Here is a 25269-nt window from a genome sequence, read left to right on the forward strand (position 1 = left end):
ACAGAACGCAGGCAAAGTTCCTCTGGCATATGCCACTGTGGCCGGAGCCTCCGTCGCCCTGTGTGCGGAAGAGGTCCCGAGGCGGTAACCTTCGGTGATTCCGGCGCCCGGGCGCCCACCGCAGTACCGACCAGAGACCCCGGCGACGGAAATCCCGTTGCCACTACGACCGCCGCAACGGATGCTGACCTCATGTTCGAGCCAGTGATAGCACCCAGTGCCAGCCTCCTAGGCCTCCTGCAGAGAGGTCGCGGAGACGGGCAGCTCCACGCGCTGGCCGCCGATCGTGCCGAGGCCATCGCCGCGCTGGAGGAGTGCGTCACCAGGGACCCGCGAGCCGACTGGCAGGTCGAGAGCCGGTCCCTCTACTACGCGCGCATCTACATGGAGCTGGAAGCTCCCCTCGAAGGCATCGAGGACCACCTCCACTCCGCCGAGGACCTGATCACCGACGACGAGAGCCGCACCGGCCTCGCCCTTTCCGTCCTGGGCCACCTCGCCGCGTACGGCCGGCGCGACGCGCTTCTGATGCTGCGCGAGTACGCCGCCACCGGCGCCAACTGGTCCTGGGCCCTCGACGAACTCGCCCTGCGCGACGACGACCGCGGCCTGCTGCTGCTCGGCACCGCCGTGCTCGACCGCTTCGCGCCGGGCCCCGAGGGCGACGCCGAGCTGCGCGAGTTCATCCGCAACGCGTACGAGCCCCGGCCCTGGCGGCTGTGGGCGGCCTACCACCCCAGAGTGGCGGCGGCCAGCGAACAGTCACCCTTCGACCTGTGGCAGCGCCAGGTCAACCGCAGCGGCGTCACCCCCGGGTGGTCCACCGCCGACGTGCTGGCCTGGGCCGACCAGGGCGAACTCGGCGGCCTCGGCGTGGGCGCCTTCCTGGGCCGGCCCGACGCCCGCCCGGAGCCCGCCCGCGGCACCGACGCGGAGTCCGGCCCCGACGCGGTGGACCGCCGCGCCGCCGCGGCCGCCCGCTGCCTGACCGCCGTGGTCCGGCCGGAGGACCACCCGCTGCTGTTGGAAGCGGCCCGCGACGGCCTGCCGGGCGCCCGCCGGGCCGCCCTGCGCTACCTGGTCGACCAACGCGACCCGGCCGCCGCCGAGCTGATCGAGGCCGCCGCCGCGGACGTGGACGACCGGATCGTCCGGGCCGCCCTGGAACTGCTCGGCCGGATGCGCGGCCCTGAGGTGCTGGCACACGCCCGCCGCTGGGCCGACCCGGCCAGCGGCGGCGCCGACAGCGCGCTCGGCGAGGCCGCCGTCCAGTTGCTCGCCGACGCCGGCGAACCGGCCGACGCGCCGCTGGTGGTGGCCGGGCTGCGCCGCTGGATCTCCGTGCGCGGGGTCAGCGGCACCGGGCTCGGATCGCTGGTGGACGGCGCGGGGCGGCTGGCCGCCGCCGACGCCGTACCGGTCCTGCGTCACATCTACGGGGAGGCCGCCTCCTCTGAACTGCGCCGACGCGCCGCCCAGGCGCTGGCCGCGACCGACGTGCACTTTCCCGAGGGGCCCGCCGTCGAGTGCCTCTGGGACTGCGAGGAGTCCACGCGTGAGCTCGCCGCGCGCCATGTCGCCACCACGGGCGACGCGCGTGTGCTGGAGCGGTTGCGCAGGCTCGCCGCCGACCCGGCCGAGGAGGCCGAGGTCCACGCCGCCGTACGCGGCCGACTGACCGCCGCCCGGGAATTCGGGCGTTAGAGGGCCTGTCGTCGCGTCGACAGGCCGGGTCCTCAACGTTCGGTGGGCCGGGACACCGTGTCGGTGTCCCGGCCCACTCGCTTTCCGCGGGTCCGTGTTTCTGGAACCGGGTTCTACTTCGATCTACTTCACCGCGCCCGCGTCCGGAGCCAGGACGCCGCCGAAGACCAGCCCGATGATCAGAATGCCGAGCAGCACCCGGTAGACCACGAACGGCATGAAGCTGTTGTTCGAGATGTACTTCAGGAACCAGGCGATCGCCGCGTAGCCGACCACGAAGGCGATCAGGGTGGCCAGGATGGTCGGTCCCCAGGCCGGGGCCGGGCCCTCGCCGATCTTGAACAGCTCCAGCGCGCCCGAGGCGAGCACCGCCGGGATGGCGAGCAGGAAGGAGTAGCGGGCCGCGGCCTCCCGGCTGTAGCCGAGCAGCAGCCCCGCGCTGATCGTGCCGCCGGAGCGGGACACGCCCGGGATCAGCGCCAGCGCCTGGGCGAGGCCGTAGATGCCCGCGTGCGGCAGCGTCAGGTCGGTGATCGGGCGGGCGTGGCGGACGGCCCGGGTGCGGTCGGCGAAGGCCAGGATCAGGCCGAAGACGATCAGTGTGGTGCCGATGATCCGCAGGTCGCGCAGGTGGGTCTCGATGGTGTCCTGGAACAGCTTGCCCAGGATGCCGATCGGCAGGGTGCCGATGATCACGAACCAGCCCATCCGCGCGTCCGGGTCCGAGCGCAGGGCCGGGCGGAACAGGGACAGCACCCAGGTCCTGATGATCGAGGCGATGTCCTTGCGGAAGTAGATCAGCACCGCCGTCTCGGTGCCGAGCTGGGTGACGGCCGTGAACGCCGCCCCCGGGTCGTCCCAGCCGAACAGGGCGGAGAAGACCCGCAGGTGGGCGCTGGAGGAGACCGGCAGGAACTCGGTGAGCCCCTGGATCAGGCCGAGGACGGCCCCGTGGAACCAGGCGATCACCGGGCACCCGCCGGGGATATCGGTCGGGCGTGGGGCAGGGGCGGCATGGGCGGGTCCTTGCGGGTCGGAAGGGCGTTCGGGACCGCCATGACCCGCCGGGCCCGCGGGCCGCGCGCGAGCCAGGCGCGCGGCTGATGGTACGGGGTGAAGGTAACGGTTCTTTGTTCACCCTTTGTTCCGGCTTTGCGCACAGGTGCACTGCCGGGGTCGGAGGGGCGCCGGGGGGTACCGGTCGCCGGAACGCCGGTCGCTAGAGCACCGGCCGCGCCCGGACCCAGGTGCGGTCCGCGGTCAGGTAGCGCTCGACCACCAGGCCGGCCTCCGCGAGCGCCCCTTCGAAGGCCTCGGTGCTGAGCGGGCGGGACAGGAAGGTCTGCGACCAGGTTCCGTCCGGGAAGTCGTACTCGAAGCGGACCGAGTTGACGCCGTCTCCGACCGGCGTGGCCGAGACCAGCCGGGCCCGGGCGTCCGGGCCGATCGAGTTCTCCCGCGGCACGTTCAGGTGCCAGTCCTCGCCCTCGCGCTGCACCAGCACGCAGCCGTCCTCGGTGACGTGCCGTCGGCAGGTCTCCAGCAGGCCCCGGCGGACCGTCACGTCACCGGCGTGCACCAGGAAGGAGGCGAGCATGACGACGTCGAAGTGCTCGCCGAGGTCCAGCCCCTCGATCGGGCTGCGCACCGTGCGGACGTCGGCGCGGACCCGGGCCAGCATGTCGGCGGACTCGTCCACGGCGGTCACGGTGAAGCCGCGGTCGGCCAGCGGGTGCGTCATCCGGCCGACGCCGCAGCCGAGTTCGAGGATGCGCGCGCCGGGCGGCACGGCCGCCTCGATCACGTCCGGGGCGTCGCCCACGGGCAGGCGGCTCCAGACCTCGACGGCGCAGCCGTCCGGGGTGATCGGGCCCGCGCCCGTTCCGTCGTAACCCTCGCGTCGCTCAGATGCCATGCCGTTCATCGGAACACGGACGGGTGTGCGGGGGGAAGAGGGCGTCGGGAAGGGGTTGTCGCATACCCCATGGGGGTATATGTTCGGCGTCGACGGAGTGAGAGGAGCGGGCGCCCGACAGGGTGCCGGAGCAAGTGGAGGACGACATGGCGCACCCCGCGCAGCACGGGCACCACGAGCACGCCGACCAGGGGCGGGTCGCTCGCGGGCACCACGGGAGCCATGGGAGCCACGGGCATCCCGAGCACCACGGGCACGACGGGCACGACCACGCGGGCCACCACCAGGCCCACGCCGGTGGCGGAGCCGGCTGGCGGACGGCCGCGCAGGCGACCCTGCACTGCCTCACCGGCTGCGCCATCGGCGAGATCCTCGGCATGGTGCTCGGCACCGCCTTCGGCCTCCACAACGGGGCGACCGTGGTGCTCTCGATCCTGCTGGCGTTCGTCTTCGGCTATGCGCTGACCATGCGTGGCGTGCTGAAGGCCGGTCTCGAGGTCGGTGCCGCGGTCAAGGTCGCGCTGGCCGCCGACACCGTGTCGATCCTGGTGATGGAGCTGATCGACAACACCGTGATGGTCACCGTCCCGGGGGCGATGGACGCCGGCCTCCGTGACCTGCTGTTCTGGGTGGCGCTGGCCGGCTCGCTGGCCCTGGCCTTCGTGCTGACCGTTCCGGTCAACAGGTGGATGATCGGCCGGGGGCGCGGCCACGCCGTGGTGCACGCCTACCACGGGCACTGATCCCGCTCCGGGGTGCCGGAGACTCTCGCCTGCGGCCCGTGCCGACCGTTCGACGGTCGGTGCGGGCCGCGGCGCGTTGTGGGCGCGGCCCGTTCGGCCGGCGCGTCGGCCGCGTTCGGGTCGCGGTGTGTTCGGGGGGCCGGTCTACGGTGCGTCCGGCCGCCCGTCGCCCTCCAGCTCGGCCAGGGTCGCGTGCAGCCAGGCGAGTTCGGCCTCGGTGGTGGCGCGGGCGACCAGCAGCAGCCCGCGCCGGAACGGGTCGGTGAACTCCTCGGCGCCGACGGGGCGGTCGCCCTCGTAGAAGAAGCTGGCCGGCTCGGCGAGGAAGGCCAGCCGGCGGCGGAGCACGGCGGCCTGGGCGGCGGGGTCGGCGAGGTGCCGCAGGAAGGCGAGCAGGGTGAACCAGCGGTTCTCGTCGCTGACGTCGAGCGCCTCGGGCTCGCGGAGCCGGTCGAGCAGTGCGGCGCGGCCGGCCTCGGTGAGGTGCAGGGTGTGCCGGGGCGCGGCGGCGCTGCCCGGCTCGGTCTCGCGGACCAGCAGGCCGTCGGCCTCCAGGCGCTTGATCGCGGGGTAGAGCGTGCCGTCGCTGATCGGGCGGACATGGCCGGTGAGCGCGGCGAGGTGGCGGCGCAGCTCGTAGCCGTGCAGGGGGCGGTCGTACAGGAACCCGAGGATCGCGAGCTTCAGCATGGGGCCACTCTCTCAGATCTCTCCCTCGAAGCATGGATATCTCGCTATCGCGATACCTCGACTTCGATGTATCGTCCTGGTCGTCCGCCGGACTCCGCAGGGACCGGCACCCCTCTGGAACAGGAGCGAGCGAGCATGCGCGAGACCCCCGTCACCCCGAACGGCGACCGGATCCGCTGGGTCGAGCTGCCCGGTGCCGAGCCGGCCCGGCTCTACCTGCACGGGCTCGGCGCCAGTTCGCCGGCCTACTTCGCGGCCGCGGCCACCCACCCGCTGCTCGCCGGCCGGCGCTCCCTGCTGCTGGACCTGCTCGGCTTCGGCCTCAGCGACCGGCCGACGGACTTCGGCTACACGCTGGAGGAGCACGCGGACGCGGTCGCGGCGGCGATGGCGGCCGCCGGGGCGGACCGGGTCGAGGTGGTCGGCCACAGCATGGGCGGGGCGGTGGCGATCGTCCTCGCCCAGCGGCACCCGCGGCTGGTCGAGCGGCTGCTGCTGGTGGACGCCAACCTGGACCGGATCGACCCCGACCGGAGCCACCCCGGCAGCAGCGGCATCGCGGCCTACGCCGAGGATGAGTTCCTGGCCGGAGGCCGGGACGAAGTCGCCGAGCGGGTCGGCCCGTTCTGGTGGTCCACCATGCGGCTGGCCGGACCGGAGGCGCTCCACCGCAGCGCCCGCTACCTCGCGCGGGCGACCGTGCCGACCATGCGCGAGCTGCTGCTCGGGCTCGACCTCCCGCGCACCTTCCTGCATCCGGCGGCGGACGGCGAGCCGGCGGGCGCCGACGCCCTGCGCGCGGCGGGCGTACGGGTGGTCGCGGTGCCGGACTGCGGGCACAACATCATGCTCGACAACCCGGACGCCTTCGCGGCTGCCGCGGCCGCCGCGCTCGGGCAGGGCTGAGCGCAGGGCGGGCGCAGGAGGGCTGAACGTGAGCGACGCAGGCCGCCCGCCGCCCGCCCGCCGTAGGCTGGGGCGGACCGCCCGAGAGGAGCCCGCCCCGATGCCCGTCGAGGTCCCGCCCGCGCTGGCCGCGTCCCTGGAGGAGTTCCTCGGCGCCGAGGGGCGCGCCTGGGTGGCCCGACTGCCCGCCCTGGCCGAGGAGTTGCTCGACCGCTGGGAGCTGCGCCCGGACGGGCCGGTCGCGCACGGCGTGGTCGGGCTGGTGCTGCCGGTCCTTCGCGCCGACGGGTCGCCGGCCGTGCTCAAGCTCCAGCCCGTCGACGAGGAGACGGTGGGCGAACCGCTCGCGCTGCGGACCTGGGACGGCCGCGGCGCCGTCCGGCTGCTCGACCACGAACCGGCCACCGGCTCCCTGTTGTTGGAGCGGCTGGACCCGGCGCGCTCGCTGCTCGCCCTGCCCGACGACCTCGCGGCGCTGGCCGTGATCGCCGAACTGCTCAGGGAGTTGACGCGTCATCAGGCACCGTCCGGGCTGCGGACCTTGGCGGGTACGGCGAGTGACCTGCTGGACCGCGCCCCGGCGGCCGTCGCCGCCCTCGCCGACCCGGCGGAGCGGCGCCTGCTCGCCGACTGCGCGGCCGCCCTGTGCGAGGTCCGCGCCGACCCCGGCGACCGGCTGCTGCACTGGGACCTGCACTACGGCAATGTGCTGGCCCCGCTCCCGGGCAGCGGCCGGGCGCCCTGGCTGGCCATCGACCCCAAGCCGCTGGCCGGCCACCCGGGCTTCGAGCTGCTCCCGGCGCTGCGCAACCGCTGGGCGGACCTGGTGGCCACCGGGGACCCGGCCCGGGCGCTGCGGCGGCGCTTCGACCTGCTCACGGAGGTGCTGGAGCTGGACCGCGGGGTGGCGGCGGCCTGGACGCTCGCCCGGGTGCTGCAGAACGCGGTCTGGGCGGTCGAGGAGGGCGCGGCACGACTGGACCCGGACCAACGGGTCGTCGCCGAGGTGTTGTCGGGGCGCTGAGCGCGGAGCCTGCGCGCCGTTCGGCGTTCCCGCTCAGCGCTCCCGCAGGGGCACGAAGCGCACCGGCGTCCCCGGCCGGGCCTGTGCGGCGGCCGCGAGGTCGCCGGTCGGCACGACGCCGACCACCGGGTAGCCGCCGGTGGTCGGGTGGTCGGCCAGGAACACCACCGGCTGCCCGTCCGGCGGTATCTGCACCGCGCCCAACACCATGCCCTCGCTGGGCAGTTCACCGTTCCGGGCGCGGGCGACCGGCGGGCCCACGGTGCGCAGCCCGACCCGGTTGCCGGTCGGCGAGACCAGGTACCGGTCGCGGCCGAGGCGGGCCACCGCCTCCGGGGTGAACCAGTCCGTGCGCGGTCCGAGCCGCAGCCGCAGCACCAGCTCGGCCGGGGGAGCGGGCAGCGGCACCAGCTCGGGCCGGGCCCGGTACGGCGGCGGGGTGCCGACCGGCAGCCGGTCCCCGGCGGCGAGCGGGGCCGGCCCGAGCCCGGAGAGCAGGTCCGCCGAGCGGCTGCCGAGCACCGGCGGCACGGCGATCCCGCCCGCCACCGCCAGGTAGCCGCGCACCCCGGCCGTCGCCGCCCCCACCTCCAGCACGGACCCGGCCGGCACCACGACCGGTGCGCCCCATGCGGCGGGCCGCCCGTCCACCCGTACGGGCGAGGGCGCGCCGGTGACGGCGACCAGCACCGTCCCGACGGCCCGCAGCGCGACCCCGCCGAGCGTGGTCTCCAGCCCGGCCGCCCCGGCGTCGTTGCCCACCAGTCGGTTGGCCGCCCGCAGCGCCGGTTCGTCCAGCGCCCCGGCCCTCGGCACCCCGAGGTGGGCGACCCCGCGCCGCCCGAGGTCCTGGACCGTGGTCAGCGGCCCGGGCCGTTCCACCACCAGCTCGTTCAACTCCGGCTCCCCTCGGGGTCTCTCCGACCAGTGGCGTCGCACGCCCGGCGGGAACTGTTTGGACACGTCCTACGCCCGTTCCACCGTGAAGCGGACCCTGGTGCCCGGGGCCAGCGGGGCCGGCGGCTCCCGGTCGGCGTCCCAGAGGGTGAGCGCCGTGCGGCCGATCAGCTGCCAGCCGCCGGGGGAGGGGTGCGGGTAGACGCCGGTGTACGGGCCGGCCAGGGCGACGGAGCCGGCCGGGACGGAGCTGCGCGGGGTGGCCCGGCGCGGCACCTCGTACCGCGCGGGGAGGCCGGTGAGGTACCCGAAGCCCGGGGCGAAGCCGCAGAACGCGACGACGTACTCGGGTTCGGTGTGGATCCGGACGGCGGCCTCCTCGGACACCTCCCACAGCGCGGCGACCTCGGTCAGGTCGGCGCCGTCGTACACGGTCGGGACCTCCACCAGCGGCCCGGGCGTCGCCCCGGCCGCCGTCGGACGGGCGCTGCGCAGCAGCGCCGCCACCGCGTCGACGTCCGCGACGCCGTCCAGCAGCAGGGTGCGCGCGGCCGGTACCAGCTCCTCCACCGTGCCGAGCGCCCCCGCCTCCCGGCGCTCGCTCAGCCAGCCGTACAGCGCCGCCACCTCGGGCGTCCCGGGCAGTTCGACCAGCAGGGCCCGCTCGCCGACCCGGTGCACCGCCCGGACCGTCACGTGAAGGCCTCCACCCGGACCCCGGCGGAGGCCAGGGCGCCGCGGATCCGCCAGGCGAGCTGGGCGGCCCCGGGGGTGTCGCCGTGGACGCAGAGCGAGCGGGCCTCGACGGGGATCCGCTCGCCGCCGGAGGCCTCCACCATGCCGTCCCGGGCGATGCCGACGGCGCGGGTGATGACCGACTCGGGGTCGTGCACCACCGCGTCCGGCTCACGGCGCGGTACGAGGGCGCCGGTGCGGGTGTACGCGCGGTCGGCGAAGGCCTCGGCGACCACCGGGAGGCCGACGCCCTCGGCCACCTCCAGCAGCAGCGAGTCCGGCAGGCCCAGTACGGGCAGCGGTCCGTCGCAGACCGCGCCCGCCCGCAGCACGCCGGCCACCACGGCCTCGGCCTGCTCGGAGTCGCCGACCACCCGGTTGTAGAGGGCGCCGTGCGGCTTGACGTAGGAGACCTTGGAGCCGGCCGCGCGGGCGAACACCTGGAGGGCGCCGATCTGGTACGCGATCTCGTCGGCGAGCTCCTCCGGGGGCACGTCCATGGCGCGGCGGCCGAAGCCGGCCAGGTCGCGGTAGGAGACCTGGGCACCGATCCGGACGCCGCGCTCGGCCGCGAGCGCGCAGACCCGCCGCATCGTCGACGGGTCCCCGGCGTGGAACCCGCAGGCGACGTTGGCGCTGGTCACCACGGACAGCAGGGCCTCGTCGTCGGTCAGGGTCCAGCGTCCGAACCCCTCGCCGAGGTCCGCATTGAGATCGATCACCGCATCGGCCACGCCCGTCCGCCTCCCAGCAGCTGTTGAGCCAGATGGTAGGGCCTGCGGATGAAGGCCGTTGCCCGTGACCCGGAGCCCCGCGGGCGCCGCGGCGTGTGCCCGGGAGTGCACGCCCCGGGGCGGCGCTGCGAGGGGTGGTGCGCGGCCGGGGGCCGGCGCGCGTCAGAGCGCGGGCGCCGGTTCCCGGGAGGCGCGCTCCAGCGGCCGCAGCGCCCGCAGCACGATCAGCAGCGGTATGACGCCGAAGACTCCGAACGACATGTCGATGAATCGCCATGCCACCGGAATCCCGCGCAGCGGACCGCAGACCAGCGCCAGCGGGATGACGGCCCCGCAGGCGAGCACGGCCCAGCGGATCACCCAGATGTTGCGGACCGGGTCCTTGAGCGGTCCCCAGAAGGCGGCGGCGATCACCAGGTGGGCGAAGGCCAGCCAGTCGGTGCCGTAGGCGAGGAAGGGGTAGCGCCCGTTGGTCTCGGCGAGGCCGGTGTGGACCCGCTCCAGCCAGGCCGTGGCGGCGGGGGCGCGGTCGCTCAGCGGGGCGGCCGGGCCGGAGGCGAAGTCGACCAGCCAGCGGGTCTCGGTCTCCAGCGGGAACGCGGTGAGACCGCTGAGCACCAGGCAGACCAGGAAGAACCAGAGCCACCGTCGGACCTTGCGGAGGATGACCGCCGGGTCGCCGTCCATCTCGTACACCTCCATGCCGAGCATGCCGAGCATGCCGAAGTACAGGCGGAGCCTTGTGCCGCCTGCGCGGAACCGACTCTAGACCCATCTTTTGAACATGTTCAACATGCCTTCCAGGGGAAGGACGGCGGCCGGAACGCACCGGTGCCCGGGTTCCGCGGAACCCGGGCACCGGTGGGGGGTGGCGCGCCGCACGCGGCGCGCGGACGGCCGCTACGCCGTGTAGGTGTACGTCGCCGGCGCGCTGGTCCCGCCCGGCGTGGTGACGGTGATGCCCACCGGCCCGGGCTGGGCGCCCGCCGGGGCCGTGGCCGTGCAGGCGGACGCGCCGCAGGAGACGTGGGTGGCGGGAACCCCGCCGAAGGCCACCGTCCCGTACGTCAGGTTGCTGCCGGACACGACCACCCGGGTACCCCCGGCGGCCGGGCCGGAGGCGGGGGACAGGCTGCCGATCGCCGGCGCGGCCGGGGTCGGCGGGGTGCCGGTGTAGTCGAAGGTGACCGGCGCCGCGGCCGTGCCGCCGGGCGTCACCACACTGACCGGGGCGCTGCCCGAGCCCGCGGGCGTGGTCACCGTGCAGGCGGTGTCGGTGCAGCGGCCGGGCGCCGGGAGGCCGCCGACCAGCACCATGCCGTTGGCCAGGTTGCTGCCGCTGACGGTCACCGCGGTGCCGCCCGCGGCCGGGCCGGTGGCGGTGTCGAGGCCGGTGACGGCCGGGGCGGCCTGGACGGTCGCCGGCAGGTGGCTCTTGCTGACGAGGTCGTAGCCGGAGATGTGCCCGGTCGGGTCGCTGTCGTTCGGGTTGGCGATCGTCGCGGTGATCGCGCCGGCGATCGGCACGCCGGGCGTGGTGGCCAGGTTGAGCTTCATGAAGTTGTAGCTGCCGGGCGCCCGGGTGGCGGTGAACACGGCTTCCAGGTGGCGGTGGTCGGGGGAGAGGGCCGTGGTGAAGGTGTAGTCCGGCGGCGTGGGGAAGAACATCGCGCCGTCGGTGGTGACACCCGGCGGCAGGTCGAGGGTGATGTGCGTCGGCCCGGTCAGGTCCGCGGTGCCGGACGTGGTCCAGCTCACCCACATGTTGCCGGTGGTGAAGAAGCCGCCGGGGTAGTTCCCGCCCTGCGACACGGTCACGTGCTGGGCGGAGGCCGACGGGGTGTCGGCCGGGGCGGCGGTCGCGGTCGCACCGGTGGCGAGGACGGCGCCGGTGGCGAGGGTGGTCACGGACAGCGCGGCGGCGAGGCTCGCTTTGGCCAGTCGGGTGATCATAGGTCGATCATCACCGAACCAACGCGCCGCCCTCACGGTTTTCTCGAATACGAGTTCGGGAATGGCGGAATTCCGTCGAAACGACGTTCCGAATCGGTCACCCGCACCGCCGCCCACCTGCTGCTCCGCCCGCCCGCAAGGTCCGTTTCGGTCGATGTCGGTGCGAACCTCTAATCTTGTCCCCCGTGACCGCCATCGCAGACCCGCCCATCGAGCCCGGCCTCCGCCCGCCCGCCGGCCCGGCCGCCGCCGCGCGCCCCGCGCCGGGCCCCGCCGCCGACGAGGGCCTGGCCCGCCGGCTCAAGGCGCTGGCCTGCACCGCCCCGCTGCACGACCTGGACAACCGCAAGGTCAACCTGGCCGGCGAGTACGGCGGCTACGCGATGGCCGAGGTCGGCCTCGCCGCGATCGACCTGGTCACCCTGAACATGGACTTCGACACCGGGGCCGACCGCGAGATAGTGCTCGCCCGGCTGCTGCCCAGGGTCGCCGCCCAGGCCGTCGACCGCCCCGCCACCGAGCACGAGCGGGTCGCCCGCTGGGTGCTGGAGTCGATGATCAACGTCGGCAGCGTGGACCGCGGCTTCCGCGCCGTCTACGGCACCTTCGGCGCGGACGGCGAGTACATCCGCCGCGACTACGACTTCAAGCTGATCGAGGAGGTCCCCGGCCCCGACGGCGGCGTCTACCTGCGCACCACCGACGAGGCGGTCAACGTCCTGGTCGGCGCGCTCGACACCGACGTCACCTCGGCCCAGATCGCCGCCGAGGTCAAGCTGGAGGTGCTGATCCGCCGCGGCCGCCTGGCCGACGCCCAGCTCGCCGCCGAGCAGGCCCGCTACCGCACCGTCCAGTACGCCGAGACGCTGCGCCGCGCCCTGGACGCCACCCGCCGCAACGTCCGCGCCGTCGACTGGATGCGCGCCATCCCCGATCTCATCGAGGAGGCGCTGGACCACATCGCGGACCGCTACCGGCACGAGAACGCGATTCTCACCAACATCCGCAAGGCCCGCGACGAGGCCGAGGACCCGGAGCACAAGCGCCGCGCCGCCGAACTGGTCGACATCGTCAAGGACTGCATCCGCCGCCACACCCAGCTCCAGACCCGCCTGCTGGAGGCCGGCCCGCTGTTCCGCGCGGAGCAGGACCGGCAGGCCTTCGCCACCCCCGGCGCCCGCAGCGGCATCGACCTCTACGGGCAGCTGCTCGCCCCCGTGCTGCGGCTGCCGATAGAGCAGGCCGTCCGCCCCACCGGCGCGTTCTTCGCCCGCGGCGCCGGCCTGCGCACCCCGGTCTCGGTCCGGGTCGCCGACCTTGTCGACCTGCTGCTCACCCCGCCGGTCGAGCGCGAGCACCTCGGCGCCGAGCTGCCCGACCCCGACCTGGTCGCCACCCCGGACGACAGCCGGTTCTCCGAGGCCCAGCTGGAGTCCGCGATGGTCCTGCTCGACCTGCCCCCGGACGCCCCCCGCCGGCTCTCCGGCCTGCTCGCCGACGCCCGCAAGCAGGACCCGGACCTGCCCTACCTGGTCGCCCTGCTCGCCGTGCACGCGGCCAGCCCGCCGGTCGGCACCGCCTACCGCCAGGGCGAGGAGCGGCTGCTGTTCGCCGTGGACGACGGCACCCCGCTGCGCGACCCGGAGTTCGGCGGCGCCGACCTGATCGTCGGCAGCGCCCTGCTCGACGCGGTCGGCATGGCCGCCGACCGCAAGGACGCCGGCTGACCGGCCGGGCCGCACCCCGCCGGAACCGGCCCCGCCGGCAGCTGACCCCGCCGCAACGACCTCGCCGCAACCGACCCCGCCGGAACCGACCTTGACGAACCGTAACCACCGCGCCACCCCCGAGGAGCACCGCCCGTGACGACCCACCACGACACGTCCTGGGCGGCCGAGAGCGAACCCGCGGCCCCCGCGCCGATCACCCCGGCCGACGTCGCGGACGCCGCCCGGCTGGTCTCCTTCGGCCTCCAGGCCAAGCTGCTGCCCGCCCGGGACGCCGAGTACGCCGAACTGGTCCGCCGCCACCGCGAGGACCCGCCGTTCGCCCGGCTCGCCGACGCCATCGCCACCGGCATGGGCCTGGTCGTCCTGGAGGTCTCCCCGCGGGCCGGCATGGCCGTGGCCGCCGGCGAGGACTCGCTGTTCGCCGTCCGGCTGGGCGACTACTCGCGCCGCGCCGCCTCCGAGTCCACCGACCGCTTCCTGCACGGCCTCGCCCACCTGGCCGTCGCCGCGATGGCCTTCCCCCGCCCCGAGGACCTCGCCGACGACGGCTACCTCGGCCGGATCACCGTCAACGGCGTCGACTCCTTCGTCCGCCAGGCCTGCCGCCGCCTCGAGGAACAGGCCGACGCCGAGGGCGCCAACACCGACCCGGCCTCCGACGCCCCCGGCCTGGAGGCCGCCTGGCGGGTGTGGGCCCGGCGCACCGCCACCGGCGCCACCAAGGACGCCCGCCGGCTCTCCGGCTCCACCATCGGGATCGTCGCCAAGGCCGTGCTGTTCCTGGTCGACTCCGGCTTCCTCCAGAAGGTGTCCGACGACTCCGGCGGCACCTACCGCACCACCGCCCGCTACCAGCTCCAGGTGCGCGACCTGGCGGGCAGCGCGGCCATGGCCGAACTGCTCGACCTCGGCATCGTCGCGGTCTCCGACGGCACCGCCAGCCTGCTGCCGCCGGACACCGGCGACGAACTGGTCGCCGACGCGGGGCTGCCGTTCCACGCGCTCTGAGCCCCGGCGCTCCGAGTCCACCCGCTCCGAGCCCACCGCGCCGGCCGCGGCCCACCCGCCCCGATCCGGCCCGCCGCCCATCCCTCACGCCACGCAAGCCACGGAGAACCGCCGCACATGTACGAGCTCAACCGGGTCCGCCTGTACTCGATCGGACCGGCCGGCGCCCGCTACGCCGACACGGTGCTCGACCTGCGCGGCGTCGGCGAGCCGGTCGCCGACCCGGCCCCGCAGCAGATCGGCCTGTTCGGCGAGGACATCGACGGCCCGGTCCGCCGCCCCGCCCCGGCCGGTGTGCTCTTCCTGGAGAACGGCGGCGGCAAGTCCGTCCTGCTCAAGCTGATCTTCTCGGTCATGCTCCCCGGCCACCGCAACACCCTCGGCGGCGCCAGCTCCGGCGTGCTGCGCAAGTTCCTGCTCGCCGACGACTGCGGCCACGTCGCCCTGGAGTGGCAGCACACCGTCACCGGCGAGCTGATCGTGGTCGGCAAGGTCAGCGAGTGGCGCGGCCGCCAGGTCTCCTCCGACCCGCGCAAGTTCGCCGAGACCTGGTACTCCTTCCGCCCCGGCCCCGGCCTCACCCTCGACTCGCTGCCGGTCGCCGAACGGGTCAGCCTGGCCGGCGACCAGAAGGCCCGCGGCCGCCGCCGCACCATGAAGGGCTTCCGCGACGCCCTCACCGAGGCCGGCAAGGCCCACCCCCACCTCGACCTGGTCTTCGAGGACGGCCACGACCGCTGGACCGAGCACCTCGGCGAACTCGGCCTCGACCCCGAACTCTTCCGCTACCAGCGCGAGATGAACGCCGACGAGGGCGAGGCGGCCGGCCTCTTCGCGGTCAAGCACGACAGCGACTTCACCGACCTCCTGCTGCGCGCCGTCACCGACACCCGGGACACCGACGGCCTCGCCGACCTCGTGCACGGCTTCGCCGCCAAGCTCGGCCGCCGCGCCGAACTCACCGCCGAACGCGACTTCACCGCAGGGTCGTTGGACCTGCTGGAGCGCATCGCCGAGGCCACCACCGCCCGCGAGACCGTCCGCGAGGCCCACCGCACCGCCGAGCGCCGCACCCGCCGCCTCGCCCACGCCCTCGCCTCCCGCGCCACCGCCGAACGCGACCGCGCCCAGGACCTCGCCATCGAGGTCGCCGCCGCCGCGAGCGCCGTCACCGCGGCCGAGGCCGACCGCACCCGGCACAGCCTGATCACCGACGAACTCACCCACCGGCACGCCACGTTGAGCCTCACCGCGGCCACCGCCGAGGCCGCCGCGCTGCGCCGCGAACTCATCGACGCCCGCACCCTGCACTCCGCCTGGCAGGCCGCCGAGGCGGTGCTGCGCCAGCGCGCCGCCGCCGACCGGGTCGCCCGGGTCGCCGCCGCCATCCGCGAGGCCGAGCTGGACGCCGCCCCCGCGCTCGCCGCCCGGGCCCGCGCCGCCACCGCCCTGGCCCGCGCCCTGGAGACCGCCGCCGCGGCCGCCGAGTCCCGCGCCGACACCGAGGAGGAACGCGCCGGCGAACTCCAGGAGGAGGGCGGCAAGGCGCAGTCCGACGCCACCGAGGCCGCCACCGCCGCCCAGAAGGCCCGCAGCGAGGCCGAGCACCTGCGCCAGCGCCTCGCCGAGGTCGAGCAGGAGACCGAGGCCGCCGTCTCGGCCGGCTTCATCGACGCCGACGGCGACGTGGACCCGGCCCGCGCCGCGCTGCACGCCGCCGACGTCGAGAAGGCCGCCGCCGCCGGCCTCGCCCAGGCCCGCACCGCCGCCGAGGCCGCCGCCGCCCGGCTGCGCGAGGCCGCGGCCGCCACCTCGCGCGCCGAACTCGCCGCCGAGCGGGCCGGCGACGCCCGCAAGGACGCCGCCCGCGCCCTCGCCGCCGAGCAGCGCACCGCCGCCCTGCTCGCCACCGAGGAGCGCCTCGCCGACCTGCTCTCCCTCACCCCCTACCAGGAGGGCGCCGAGGAGGACGCCGGCTTCCTCACCCCCGCCCTGCTCGACCGCAACGCCGAGTACCTGCGCGAACTGCTCGACGAGTCCATCGCCACCGCCGAACGCACCCTGTTCGACCTCCGTACGGCCGCCGCCGACGACTCCCGCATCCTCGCCGCCCTCGGCGACGGCGGCCTGCTGCCGCCCGGCCCGGACGTGCTCGCCACCGTCGAGTACCTCGCCGAGCACGGCATCCCGGCCCTGCCCGGCTGGCGCTACCTCGCCCAGTCCGTCGACCCGGCCGACCACGAGGCGATCCTCGCCGCCCGCCCGGAACTGGTCGACGGCGTCGTCGTCACCGACCCGTCCTCGCTGGAGCGCGCCCGCGAGGCCCTGCAGGCCGCCGCCCTGCTGCCGCGCTCCACCGTGGCCGTCGGCGCCGCCGCCTCGCTGATCGCCCCGATCACCGACCAGCCCGCGTTCTTCCTGGTGCCTCCGAACCCGGCCATGCACGACGAGTCCGCCGCCGACGGCGAGCGCCGCGAACTGCGCGCCCGGGCGAGCGCCCGCGAGGAGCACATCCGCGAACTGGCCGGCCGCCTCGGCGCCGACCGCGCCCTCGCCGCCCGCCTCGCCTCCTGGCACGCCAGCTGCCCGCCCGGCACCCTCGCCGAACTCGCGGCCGCCGCCGAGGCCGCCCGCGAGCACGCCGAGCAGGCCGCCGCCGCCCTGGCCACCCTGCGCGCCGACCACGACGAGGCCGAGACCGACCACGCCGCGGCCGCCTCCGCCCACGAGGAGCACCGCGAGGCCGCCCAGCGCGCCCGCCGCCGCGCCGACGCCCTCTCCGGCCTCGCGTTCCGGCTGCGCGAGCGCGGCAACTGGGCCCGCCGCCAGCGCGAACTCGCCGAGGACGCCACCGAGTGCGACCGCCGCCAGGCGCTGTGCGCCGAACGCGCCCGCACCTGCGACGAGGACCGCCGCGCCGCCCAGCGCGCCGCCGACGACGCCCGCCGCACGGCCCGCGCGCTGCGCGCCGAACGCGCCGAGATCCCCGCCGCCGAGCAGGCCGACGAGCCCGCCGAGACCACCCCCGTCGCGCTTCCCGCCCTGCGCGAGGCCTACCGCGCCGCCTCCCAGCTGTACGAGAAGGTCGGCGTCGGCGCCGACCTGCGCGCCGAACAGGCCCGCGCCGAGGGCGACGAGGCCGCCGCCGCGGCCGAACTCGACCGCCTCACCAACAAGGTGCGCACCCGCGCCGAGGAACTCCTCGGCAGCCCCGACGGCGCCGACGGCCCGGCCCGCCAGGCCGCCGCCGCCCGCGCCGAGGAACTGGTCGCCACCATCGAGGCCCGCTCCGCCACCGCCAGCGAGCAGCTCGGCCGCCTGCGCGGCGAGGCCGAGCGCTCCGCCCCCGCCGACGGCGAGGCGCACACCGAGCTGCCCGAGGACCTCGTCCCCACCGACCCGGAGCACGCCCAGGCCCTGCTGCGCACCGCCACCAGCCGCCTCGCCGAGCGCCGCGAGGCCCTGGACGCCGCCCGCACCGCCCACGCCGACCTCCAGCGCACCTTCGACACCGCCCAGGCCGCCGCCGCCGACTTCGACGAGCTGGCCGGCCAGCTGCGCGACGGCCTGCGCGACCACCAAGAGGACCCGGACGACCCGGTCGAGCCGTACCTGGGCTCGCTGGCCGAGGCCCGCAACGGCGCCACCGAGGCCCGCCGCTCCCTGCGCACCGCCGCCGGCGAGCTGTCCTCCGCCGAACTCGCCGTCCGCGACGCCTCCGACGCCCTGGTCCGGCACGCCAACGCGGCCCGCTACGAGGCCGTCCGCACCCCCGCCCGCCAGCAGATCCGCGAACTGCCCGCCTCCGCGCTGCCCGAGCACGCCGCCGCCTGGGCCGCCGCCTTCGCGCCCCGGCTGCGGGTGCTCACCGACGAGCTCGCCCAGCTGGAGAAGAACCGCGGCTCGATCGTGGACCGGCTGCGCGGCCTGGTCGAGTCCTCGCTCACCACCCTGCGCGCCGCCCAGCGGCTGTCCCGGCTGCCCGAGGGCCTGGGGGAGTGGTCCGGCCAGGAGTTCCTCCGGATCCGCTTCGAGGACCCGGACCACGCCACCCTGGTCGAGCGCCTGGGCGAGGTCATCGACGAGGCCACCCGGGCCGCCGTCAAGAAGAACAGCGACCTGCGCCGCGACGGCATGTCCCTGCTGCTGCGCGGGGTCGCCGCGGCGATCGGGCCCAAGGGTGTCAGCGTCGAGATCCTCAAGCCCGACGCGGTGCTGCGCGCCGAGCGGGTCGGCGTCGGCCAGATGTCCGACGTCTTCTCCGGCGGCCAGCTGCTCACCGCCGCCATCGCGCTCTACTGCACGATGGCCGCGCTGCGCGCCAACGACCGCGGCCAGTCCCAGCTGCGGCACGCCGGCACGCTGTTCCTGGACAACCCGATCGGCCGCGCCAACGCCACCTACCTGCTGGAGCTCCAGCGGGCCGTGGCGGACGCGCTCGGCGTCCAGCTCATCTACACCACCGGCCTGTTCGACACCACCGCGCTCGCCGAGTTCCCGCTGGTGATCCGCCTGCGCAACGACGCCGACCTGCGCGCCGGCCTCAAGTACATCTCGGTGGAGGAGCACCTGCGCCCGGGCCTGCCGGCCGCACCGGACCCGGACGGCCCGGCCATCCACGGCGAGATCACCGCCACCCGGATGTTTAAGCGCCCCGCGGAGGTTCCCGCCCAGCCGTGACGGATCCCGTACGGGCGGGCGATCGCCGTGCGGGGGCGGGAGGCTCCCGGGCGGGGGCGAGCGGTTCCCCTACGGCGGTGAACTGACTAGCGTGACGGGCATGCTGACGATCGCGCACCTCAGTGACATTCACCTCGGCCAGGTCCACGGCCGGGACGGCGGCAAGCGCGCGAGGCGGCGGGCCGAGCAGGTGATGGCGTACCTCGACGCCCTGCCCGGCCCGCTGGACGCGGTGCTGGTCACCGGCGACCTCGCCGACCACGGCCTCCCGGAGGAGTACCGGGAGGCCGTCGAGGTGCTCGCCTCCCGGCACCCGGTGCTCACCTGCCCCGGCAACCACGACCGCCGCTCGCCGTACCGGGAGGTGCTGCTGGGCGAGGCGCCGGGGGAGGAGCCGGTCAACCGGCTGCACCGGCTGCCGGGTGCCGACGTGCTGATGCTCGACTCCTCCGTGCCCGGTCGGGACGACGGCCTGCTGGACGAGCGCACACTGGACTGGCTGGACGCCGAACTCGGTGCCGGTCGCAGTGAGTTGCCCGCCCTGGTGGCCTTCCACCACCCGCCGGTGGAACTGCACCTGCCGAACGTCGACCCGATCCGCCAGTTCGGCGAGGTGCGGCTGGCGCGGGTGCTGCGCCGACACCCCCGGGTGGCCGCCCTGTTCTGCGGCCACTCGCACACCCCCGCGGCGACCACCTTCGCCGGCCTGCCGCTGCTGATCGCCCCCGGCGTGGTCTCCACCGTCACGCTGCCCTGCGAGGGCGGCCGCGGCATCTCCTTCGACCACCCGCCGATGCTGGCCTTCCACGTCCTGGACGGGGACCGCCGGCTCACCACCCACTACCGGGCGCTGCCGGTCCGGCGCTGACCGGTTCGCCCGACGCTACGGATGGTTGGTCCGCACCCTGGCCTGGCGCGGCGGCTGTTGCGGTGACTGGCGCGGCGGTTGGTACGGCTGCGGTTGGTACGGCTGTTGGTACGGCTGCGGTTGGTACGGCTGTTGGTACGGCGCCTGCTGCGGCCGCTGCTGCCCGGGCCCGTACGGCTGCGGCGACTCGTACGGCTGCCGGTAGACCGAGGAGGAGTCGCCCCGGGGGACCGGCCGCGGGGCCGGCAGTCCGGACGGCGGCCGGCTGCCCGCCATCGGGTACGCGGAGCCCGGTGCGCGCATCCGCTGGGCCGCGATCTGGCGGGAGATCATGATCTCCAGCAGGCACCACATGGTGCCGAACACCCCGAGCCCCATCGCCAGCAGCGCCGGCGTCAGCAGCCAACTGCCCGCGTACGAGGCCAGCGTGGCCACCACGACGCCCACCAGGGTGAAGGACAGGCAGAGCACCGCCCGGACTGCTGCGGCGCGCACCTCGTCGGGCAGGCGACGGCGACGACGGCGGCGTGGCACGGACATCGAGCGACCCCCAGGCGCGTGGCGCGCGTTCGGTGTTCGGTGACGGATACGGATACGGAACGGGCGCACACGAAACGCGCCCCCTCGGCACACTCTGCCCCGCCGAACCAGGACTATGCGTCCGAAACCGCCGAACTGCCGCCAAATCGTGTCATCCCGGCGGCCCCGCGACCCCGGAGCATGTCCGGCGGCCCGAGCGCCCCCGGCTCAGTCCAGCTGGAGGTTGAGCTCCTCCAGCGCGCCGGTGACGATCGTCCGCATCGCCCGCTCGGCGTGGGCGGCGTCCTGGGCGCAGATCGCCTCCGCGACCTCGCGGTGCAGCCGGATCGCGTACGGCTCCGGCTGATGGGGCATCAGATGGTACTCGGTCCGGCCGGTGAGCACAGCCGCGACGGTGTCCCCGAGGTGGGCGAACATCTCGTTGCCGGAGGCGCGCAGCACCAGGGAGTGGAAGGCGATGTCGTGCCCGAGGAAGGCGGTCAGGTCGGCGGCCCGTGCGGTGACCGTCAGATCCACGGCCAGTGAACTGAGTTCGCGCCGGTCGTCGTCGCTCGCGTGGGTGGCGGCGAGCGCGGCCGCGGCCGGTTCGACGGCCATCCGCAGCGAGCCGAGCGAGCGCAGCTGGGCGGGGCGGTCCGAGCCGGCCAGGCGCCAGCGGATCACCATCGGGTCGAAGACGTCCCAGAGCGACTTCGGCTGCACGGTGATCCCGACCCGGCGCCGGGAGGCGACCATCCGCATCCCCTCCAGGACCCGCACGGCCTCGCGGACCACCGTCCGGGACACCCCGAACCGGTCCTCCAGCTCCTCGCCGCGCAGTACCGCTCCCTCGGGGATCTCCCCCGACGCGATCGCCGGTCCGAGCTCGTCAAGCAGCCGCCCGGGCAGCCCCTGGATCTCCATCCGCCCAGCGTAGACGCCCGCCCCGGGCGCTTTCACGCCGCCCTGCGCGCGCTCACCTCGCCGTGTGCGCGCCCATGGCGCCCTGCGATCCAGACCACACCGCAAAAGTATGACGATTTGGTTTCTGTCACTTGAATACGTCATATCTTTGAGGCGATAGTGGCGGCCAGGCAACGAAGGAGCACCACCCCATGGGTCTCAGCGTCGAGAACCACGACCTTCCGAAGACCCCTCTCACCGTGGTGGTGATGGGCGTCTCGGGCGTCGGCAAGACCACCCTGGCCCGCCTGCTGGCGGACCGCCTCGCCCTCCCCTTCGCCGAGGCGGACGACTTCCACCCCGCGGCCAACATCGCCAAGATGTCGGCCGGAATCCCGCTGGACGACCAGGACCGCGCCCCCTGGCTGCGCGCCATCGGCGCCTGGCTCAAGGAGCGGACCGAGGCCGGCACCGGCGGTGTGGTGACCTGCTCGGCGCTGAAGCACCGCTATCGCGACACCCTGCGCGCGGCCTGCCCGGGCGCCTTCTTCCTGCACCTCAGCGGTGGTCACGAGCTGGTCGAGGACCGGCTCAGCCATCGCACCGGCCACTTCATGCCGTCCTCGCTGCTCGACTCGCAGTACGCCGCCCTGGAACCCCTGGCGGCGGACGAGCGCGGCGGCGTCCTGGACGTCGGCCCGTCCCCCGAAGAACTCGTCGAGATGGCCGTGGCGCTGCTGCGGCCCGTCAATGGAGACCTCGCGTGAGTATTGCCCCCACCCTGCTGGCGGCCGCCCCACCGGCCCTGCCGCACACCAGCAGCGACTCCCAGCTGCTGATCGCGGTGCTGCTCAGCATCGGTGCGATCGTCGTACTGATCACCAAGCTGAAGCTGCACCCGTTCCTCGCCCTCACGCTCGGCTCCGGTCTGCTGGCCGCCGTCGCGGGTGCCCCCTTCGACAAGCTGCTCAGCAGCTTCTCGACGGGCTTCGGCTCCACCGTCGCCAGCGTCGGCCTGCTGATCGGCCTCGGCGCGATGCTCGGCAAGCTGCTCGCCGACTCCGGTGGCGCCAACATCATCGCGGACACCGTGCTCTCCCGCACCGGCAACAAGGCGCTGCCCTGGGCGATGGCGCTGATCGCGGCCGTGCTCGGCCTGCCGCTGTTCTTCGAGGTCGGCGTCGTCCTGCTGATCCCGATCGTGCTGCTGGTCGCGCGCCGCGGCAACGTGCCGCTGATGCGGATCGGCATCCCCGCCCTGGCCGGCCTCTCGGTGCTGCACGGCCTGGTGCCGCCGCACCCGGGCCCGCTGGTCGCCGTCGACGCCCTGAAGGCCGACCTCGGCATCACCCTGGCGCTCGGCCTGCTGATCGCCGTCCCGACCCTGATCATCGCCGGTCCGCTGTTCGCGCGGCTGGCCGAGCGCTGGGTCGGCCCGCTGGAGATCCCGGCCGCCACCGCCCCCGAGGAGACGGCCAAGCGCGACCGCACCCCGTCGTTCGCCGCGGTGCTGGCGACCATCCTGCTGCCCGTCGTGCTGATGCTCGGCAAGGCGCTGGCCGACGTGGTGATCGACGACCCGAAGGCGCTGGTCCAGCGGGTGTTCGACTTCATAGGCTCCCCGCTGATCGCGCTGCTCGCCGCGACCCTGCTCGGCATGGTGACCCTCGGCAAGGCGGCCGGCTTCGACAAGGCCCGGATCTCCGACACCGTCGGCAAGTCGCTCGGCCCGATCGCGGGCATCGTGTTCATCGTCGGCGCGGGCGGCGGCTTCAAGCAGACCCTGATCGACGTCGGCGTCGGCAACGCGGTGAGCGAGTGGTCCGGCAAGTGGCACATCTCGGCGCTGCTGCTGGGCTGGCTGATCGCGGTGCTGATCCGCCTGGCCACCGGCTCGGCGACGGTCGCCACCATCACCGCGGCGGGCATCGTCTCCCCGCTCGCCGCGAACATGTCCTCGACCCACGCGGCCCTGCTGGTGCTCGCGATCGGTGCCGGCTCGCTGTTCTTCTCGCACGTCAACGACGCCGGCTTCTGGCTGGTGAAGGAGTACTTCGGGATGAGCGTCGGGCAGACGCTGAAGTCCTGGTCGGTGATGGAGACGGTGATCTCGGTGGTCGCCATCGCCCTGATCATGCCGCTCAGCCTGATCATCTAGCGGCCTCGAGCGCAGCGCGCCGAGGGGCGGCACCCGCGACGTACGGGTGCCGCCCCTCGGCGTTTCCACCAGGCCGTGAAGTCGCGAAGCCGTAAAGCCGCGAAGTCGTGAAGTCGTCGAGTCGCCGAGTCGTCAGTCCAGCAGCCCCGACAGCACCGCCGCCGTCGCCGCCAGCAGGTCCTCCGCGACCGCACCGCCCGCCGCCGTCCGGGCCAGCAGCCCCTCCCGCGCGGCCAGGATCACCGACGCGGCCTGCGTGGCGCTCGCCCCCGGGGGCACCAGCGCCGGCAGGGCCCGCTCCAGCACCTCGGCCAGCGCCCGCGCGACCGCCCGGTCGTGCGCGGCGACCTGCTCGGCCAGCGCCTCCGTGCGGGCCGCGACCAGCCGGAACTCCAGGAACAGCAGGATCCACCCGGTGTCCGCGGGATCGACCCGCAGCAGTGCCTCGACCAGCCGCTCCGCCCGCTCCCGGGGCGCCAGCCCCTCGCAGGCGGCGGCCAGTTCCGCCAGCTCGGCCATCCGCCGCGCGGCCTGGTCGTCGAAGAGGGCCAGCAGCAGCTCCTCCTTGCTGCCGAAGTTCGAGTAGAAGGCGCCGCGGGTGTAGCCGGCGGCGGCGCAGATGTCCTCGATGCTCGTCCGGGCGAAGCCGACGGAGAGGAACAGCTCGCCGGCCGCGGCGAGCAGCCGGGCCCGGGTGTGGACGCGGCGTCGGGGTGGTCGGGGAGCGGTATCGGCGGGGGGCGGGTTCACAACAGAACGATACATGGTGTATTCAGTACGGGTCGTATTCAATACGTGCCGTACTGAAACGAGGGCCACCATCGTGAATCGACTGCTGATCACCAACGCCCACCTCTTCCACCCCGAGGACGGAACCCGTACCGACCTCGGCTGGCTGGAGGCCGCCGACGGCCGGATCGCCGCCACCGGGACCGGCCGCCCGCCCACCGCCATCGAGGGCGTCCGGGTCCTCGACGCCGCCGGCGGCACCGTCCTGCCCGGCCTGATCGACGCCCACGTCCACCTGCTGGTCACCTCGCTCGACCTGCGTGACCTGGCCGACTGGACCCCGGGCTACGCCACCGTGCGGGCCCTCGCCGAGGCCGAGCGCATGCTGCGCCGCGGCTTCACCACCGTCCGCGACGTCGGCGGCGCCGACCACGGGATGGCCCGCGCGCTGGCCGAGGGCCTGGTGCCCGGTCCGCGGCTGCTGCACGGCGGCAAGGCGCTCTCCCAGACCGGGGGCCACGGCGACCTGCGCCCGCTCGGTGACGACGCCCTGCCCTGCTGCGAGGCCCGCCCGCACTTCGGCCGGATCGCCGACGGCGTGGACGCGGTGCGGGCCGCCGCCCGGGACGAGTTCCGCAAGGGCGCCCGCCACCTCAAGGTGCTGCTCTCCGGCGGCGTCGCCTCCCCGCACGACGAGATCGCCGCCGTCCAGTACAGCGAGGAGGAGATCCGCGCGGCCGTCGAGGAGGCCGACAACCACAACCGCTACGTCACCGTGCACGCCTACCACCCGCGGGCGATCGACCGCGCCCTGCGGGCCGGCGTGCGCTGCGTCGAGCACGGCAACCTGCTGGACGACACCACCGTCGCCCTGCTGCTGGAGAAGGAGGCCTTCCTGGTGCCGACCCTGGTCGCCTACGAGCAGACCGCCAGGCTCGGCGCCGCCTCCGGCCTGCCGGCCGCCTCCCTGGGCAAGCTCGCCGAGGTCCGTGACCGGGGCCTGGAGGCGCTGGAGCGCGCCCACCGCGCGGGCGTCGACCTGGTCTACGGCAGCGACCTGCTCGGCCCGATGCACCCGGCCCAGCTGGAGGAGTTCACCCTGCGCGCCCAGGTCCAGCCGGTCGCGGACGTGCTGCGCTCGGCGACCACCACGGCGGCCCGGCTGCTCGGCATGGCGGGGGAGATCGGCACCCTCGCCCCGGGCGCCCACGCCGACCTGCTCGTACTCGACGGCGACCCGATCGCCGACCTCACCGTGCTCACCCGCCCCGACCTGCACCCGAAGCGGGTGGTCAAGGCCGGCGTCCCGGTCTGACGGCCGGAGGGTACGGCGAAACGGCGGGCGGGCGCCCGGGGAAACCCCGAACGCCCGC

22 protein-coding genes are annotated in these 25269 nt (G+C 74.9%); 11 read left to right on the plus strand and 11 right to left on the minus strand.

Going from position 1 to position 25269, the window contains the following annotated elements:
* The first annotated feature begins 192 nt into the window (after nucleotides 1-192).
* Complete coding sequence (locus tag ACGF0D_RS28430) at nucleotides 193-1704, plus strand: HEAT repeat domain-containing protein (RefSeq protein WP_392883909.1); 1512 nt, start codon at nucleotides 193-195, stop codon at nucleotides 1702-1704.
* 123 nt (nucleotides 1705-1827) lie between these two features.
* Here ACGF0D_RS28430 and ACGF0D_RS28435 read toward each other — a convergent pair whose 3' ends face one another.
* On the minus strand, nucleotides 1828-2670 hold the full coding sequence (locus ACGF0D_RS28435; protein WP_392921062.1) for an undecaprenyl-diphosphate phosphatase: 843 nt from the start codon (nucleotides 2668-2670) through the stop codon (nucleotides 1828-1830).
* 253 nt (nucleotides 2671-2923) lie between these two features.
* Nucleotides 2924-3619 carry a class I SAM-dependent methyltransferase gene (locus ACGF0D_RS28440; RefSeq protein ID WP_392883908.1) on the minus strand — a complete coding sequence of 232 codons (696 nt, stop codon included), beginning with the start codon at nucleotides 3617-3619 and terminating at the stop codon, nucleotides 2924-2926.
* 335 nt (nucleotides 3620-3954) lie between these two features.
* Between ACGF0D_RS28440 and ACGF0D_RS28445 the strand changes: the two genes are divergently transcribed.
* Nucleotides 3955-4362 carry a DUF4396 domain-containing protein gene (locus ACGF0D_RS28445; protein ID WP_392921064.1) on the plus strand — a complete coding sequence of 136 codons (408 nt, stop codon included), beginning with the start codon at nucleotides 3955-3957 and terminating at the stop codon, nucleotides 4360-4362.
* 144 nt (nucleotides 4363-4506) lie between these two features.
* On the opposite strand, the gene ACGF0D_RS28450 is transcribed toward ACGF0D_RS28445, so the two are convergent.
* Nucleotides 4507-5052 carry a PadR family transcriptional regulator gene (locus ACGF0D_RS28450; RefSeq protein ID WP_392883906.1) on the minus strand — a complete coding sequence of 182 codons (546 nt, stop codon included), beginning with the start codon at nucleotides 5050-5052 and terminating at the stop codon, nucleotides 4507-4509.
* Between the two features lie 135 nt (nucleotides 5053-5187).
* Between ACGF0D_RS28450 and ACGF0D_RS28455 the strand changes: the two genes are divergently transcribed.
* On the plus strand, nucleotides 5188-5958 hold the full coding sequence (locus ACGF0D_RS28455; RefSeq protein ID WP_392921033.1) for an alpha/beta fold hydrolase: 771 nt from the start codon (nucleotides 5188-5190) through the stop codon (nucleotides 5956-5958).
* A 100-nt stretch (nucleotides 5959-6058) separates the two neighbouring features.
* Nucleotides 6059-6982: an aminoglycoside phosphotransferase family protein gene (locus ACGF0D_RS28460; protein ID WP_392921035.1), complete on the plus strand. Its 924-nt coding sequence runs from the start codon at nucleotides 6059-6061 to the stop codon at nucleotides 6980-6982.
* Nucleotides 6983-7015: 33 nt separating this feature from the next.
* On the opposite strand, the gene ACGF0D_RS28465 is transcribed toward ACGF0D_RS28460, so the two are convergent.
* The 5 genes from ACGF0D_RS28465 to ACGF0D_RS28485 all read right to left on the minus strand — a co-directional run bounded on the left by ACGF0D_RS28465 (nucleotide 7016) and on the right by ACGF0D_RS28485 (nucleotide 11301).
* Nucleotides 7016-7879, minus strand: coding sequence for a biotin-dependent carboxyltransferase family protein (locus ACGF0D_RS28465; RefSeq protein WP_392921036.1), 864 nt, complete (start codon nucleotides 7877-7879; stop codon nucleotides 7016-7018).
* 69 nt (nucleotides 7880-7948) lie between these two features.
* On the minus strand, nucleotides 7949-8575 hold the full coding sequence (pxpB, locus tag ACGF0D_RS28470) for a 5-oxoprolinase subunit PxpB (protein ID WP_392921038.1): 627 nt from the start codon (nucleotides 8573-8575) through the stop codon (nucleotides 7949-7951).
* A complete protein-coding gene (locus ACGF0D_RS28475) occupies nucleotides 8572-9336 on the minus strand; it encodes a LamB/YcsF family protein (RefSeq protein WP_392883963.1) in 765 nt (254 codons plus the stop codon). Before ACGF0D_RS28475 ends, pxpB begins: the two co-directional genes overlap by 4 nt.
* Before the next feature lie 174 nt (nucleotides 9337-9510).
* The gene (locus ACGF0D_RS28480) at nucleotides 9511-10068 is read right to left on the minus strand and encodes a hypothetical protein (RefSeq protein ID WP_392921040.1); all 558 of its coding nucleotides are present in this window, start codon (nucleotides 10066-10068) and stop codon (nucleotides 9511-9513) included.
* A gap of 180 nt (nucleotides 10069-10248) precedes the next feature.
* A complete protein-coding gene (locus ACGF0D_RS28485) occupies nucleotides 10249-11301 on the minus strand; it encodes an IPT/TIG domain-containing protein (RefSeq protein WP_392921042.1) in 1053 nt (350 codons plus the stop codon).
* A gap of 209 nt (nucleotides 11302-11510) precedes the next feature.
* Between ACGF0D_RS28485 and ACGF0D_RS28490 the strand changes: the two genes are divergently transcribed.
* The 4 genes from ACGF0D_RS28490 (at nucleotide 11511) to ACGF0D_RS28505 (ending at nucleotide 19587) form a co-directional block, all read left to right on the plus strand.
* Entirely contained in the window at nucleotides 11511-13028 is a 1518-nt protein-coding gene (locus ACGF0D_RS28490; protein WP_392883961.1) for a hypothetical protein, read from the plus strand.
* A 135-nt stretch (nucleotides 13029-13163) separates the two neighbouring features.
* Nucleotides 13164-14039, plus strand: coding sequence for a hypothetical protein (locus ACGF0D_RS28495; protein ID WP_392921043.1), 876 nt, complete (start codon nucleotides 13164-13166; stop codon nucleotides 14037-14039).
* A gap of 117 nt (nucleotides 14040-14156) precedes the next feature.
* On the plus strand, nucleotides 14157-18719 hold the full coding sequence (locus ACGF0D_RS28500; protein WP_392921044.1) for a hypothetical protein: 4563 nt from the start codon (nucleotides 14157-14159) through the stop codon (nucleotides 18717-18719).
* A gap of 100 nt (nucleotides 18720-18819) precedes the next feature.
* Nucleotides 18820-19587: a metallophosphoesterase gene (locus tag ACGF0D_RS28505; protein ID WP_392921046.1), complete on the plus strand. Its 768-nt coding sequence runs from the start codon at nucleotides 18820-18822 to the stop codon at nucleotides 19585-19587.
* A 15-nt stretch (nucleotides 19588-19602) separates the two neighbouring features.
* On the opposite strand, the gene ACGF0D_RS28510 is transcribed toward ACGF0D_RS28505, so the two are convergent.
* Together ACGF0D_RS28510 and ACGF0D_RS28515 are read right to left on the minus strand one after the other, a co-directional pair.
* Nucleotides 19603-20127 (minus strand): hypothetical protein, encoded by a 525-nt coding sequence (locus tag ACGF0D_RS28510; RefSeq protein WP_392921048.1) that lies wholly within the window; start codon nucleotides 20125-20127, stop codon nucleotides 19603-19605.
* 207 nt (nucleotides 20128-20334) lie between these two features.
* On the minus strand, nucleotides 20335-21030 hold the full coding sequence (locus ACGF0D_RS28515; protein WP_392883892.1) for a FadR/GntR family transcriptional regulator: 696 nt from the start codon (nucleotides 21028-21030) through the stop codon (nucleotides 20335-20337).
* A gap of 191 nt (nucleotides 21031-21221) precedes the next feature.
* Here ACGF0D_RS28515 and ACGF0D_RS28520 point away from each other — a divergent pair, with 191 nt between their 5' ends.
* Entirely contained in the window at nucleotides 21222-21776 is a 555-nt protein-coding gene (locus ACGF0D_RS28520) for a gluconokinase (protein ID WP_392883891.1), read from the plus strand.
* 2 nt (nucleotides 21777-21778) lie between these two features.
* Entirely contained in the window at nucleotides 21779-23167 is a 1389-nt protein-coding gene (locus ACGF0D_RS28525; RefSeq protein ID WP_392883958.1) for a gluconate:H+ symporter, read from the plus strand.
* A 132-nt stretch (nucleotides 23168-23299) separates the two neighbouring features.
* Here ACGF0D_RS28525 and ACGF0D_RS28530 read toward each other — a convergent pair whose 3' ends face one another.
* Nucleotides 23300-23917 (minus strand): TetR/AcrR family transcriptional regulator, encoded by a 618-nt coding sequence (locus ACGF0D_RS28530; protein WP_392921050.1) that lies wholly within the window; start codon nucleotides 23915-23917, stop codon nucleotides 23300-23302.
* A 73-nt stretch (nucleotides 23918-23990) separates the two neighbouring features.
* Between ACGF0D_RS28530 and ACGF0D_RS28535 the strand changes: the two genes are divergently transcribed.
* Nucleotides 23991-25211, plus strand: coding sequence for an amidohydrolase family protein (locus ACGF0D_RS28535; protein WP_392921052.1), 1221 nt, complete (start codon nucleotides 23991-23993; stop codon nucleotides 25209-25211).
* Nucleotides 25212-25269: the final 58 nt, after the last annotated feature.

The sequence above is a fragment of the Kitasatospora sp. NPDC048298 genome (assembly GCF_043201465.1).
Lineage (GTDB): Bacteria > Actinomycetota > Actinomycetes > Streptomycetales > Streptomycetaceae > Kitasatospora.

What these genes read in the sequence shown, in the direction of transcription:
- ACGF0D_RS28505 (WP_392921046.1), top strand. Translation starts at nt 18,820, where the DNA reads ATGCTGACGATCGCGCACCTCAGTGACATTCACCTCGGCCAGGTCCAC.
- ACGF0D_RS28510 (WP_392921048.1), bottom strand. Translation starts at nt 20,127, where the DNA reads ATGTCCGTGCCACGCCGCCGTCGTCGCCGTCGCCTGCCCGACGAGGTG.
- ACGF0D_RS28450 (WP_392883906.1), bottom strand. Translation starts at nt 5,052, where the DNA reads ATGCTGAAGCTCGCGATCCTCGGGTTCCTGTACGACCGCCCCCTGCAC.
- ACGF0D_RS28520 (WP_392883891.1), top strand. Translation starts at nt 21,222, where the DNA reads ATGGGTCTCAGCGTCGAGAACCACGACCTTCCGAAGACCCCTCTCACC.
- ACGF0D_RS28430 (WP_392883909.1), top strand. Translation starts at nt 193, where the DNA reads ATGTTCGAGCCAGTGATAGCACCCAGTGCCAGCCTCCTAGGCCTCCTG.
- ACGF0D_RS28485 (WP_392921042.1), bottom strand. Translation starts at nt 11,301, where the DNA reads ATGATCACCCGACTGGCCAAAGCGAGCCTCGCCGCCGCGCTGTCCGTG.
- ACGF0D_RS28440 (WP_392883908.1), bottom strand. Translation starts at nt 3,619, where the DNA reads ATGGCATCTGAGCGACGCGAGGGTTACGACGGAACGGGCGCGGGCCCG.
- ACGF0D_RS28500 (WP_392921044.1), top strand. Translation starts at nt 14,157, where the DNA reads ATGTACGAGCTCAACCGGGTCCGCCTGTACTCGATCGGACCGGCCGGC.
- ACGF0D_RS28515 (WP_392883892.1), bottom strand. Translation starts at nt 21,030, where the DNA reads ATGGAGATCCAGGGGCTGCCCGGGCGGCTGCTTGACGAGCTCGGACCG.
- ACGF0D_RS28460 (WP_392921035.1), top strand. Translation starts at nt 6,059, where the DNA reads ATGCCCGTCGAGGTCCCGCCCGCGCTGGCCGCGTCCCTGGAGGAGTTC.
- ACGF0D_RS28480 (WP_392921040.1), bottom strand. Translation starts at nt 10,068, where the DNA reads ATGCTCGGCATGCTCGGCATGGAGGTGTACGAGATGGACGGCGACCCG.
- ACGF0D_RS28455 (WP_392921033.1), top strand. Translation starts at nt 5,188, where the DNA reads ATGCGCGAGACCCCCGTCACCCCGAACGGCGACCGGATCCGCTGGGTC.